Consider the following 392-nt stretch of genomic DNA (forward strand, 5'->3'; position numbering starts at 1 on the left):
GCCGTCAATAAATCGATGAGTGTCACACCGGCAACGAGCACCAATGCAAGTCCGACGTTGTCACGTTTTGGATTGTCATGCCGGAACGCCCATAGGAGTGTTCCGATGTCGAGCCCATCACCGGCCACACGGCTCCAAAGCCCGGACTGTCTGTCTGCCGACAAGGACAGAATGCCGCTGCTGAGTTCACGCGCTCCATAGGCGCGGATCACGCCTTCCTTACCAGGTATGCCGAGTGCGCGGGCGATGCGCTCGGAGGCTATGAGTTCGACCATGCCAAGCGCAATGCTAAACCATCCGAGTTTGCGCGCTACCATATCGGAGGGCGCGAGCGCCTTCGGGGCCAGATTTTACGACCCTTGGGTCACTTGGCCATCTGTAGAGATTGCCGA

Annotated in this window: 1 pseudogene; it reads right to left on the reverse strand. The window is 58.7% G+C overall.

Annotated features, from left to right (window positions below):
• Positions 1-275 (reverse strand): annotated as a pseudogene (locus tag AC0L2C_RS34230) (hypothetical protein); the annotation flags it as partial.
• Positions 276-392: the final 117 nt, after the last annotated feature.

It is taken from the genome of Mesorhizobium sp. WSM4845 (assembly GCF_055811455.1).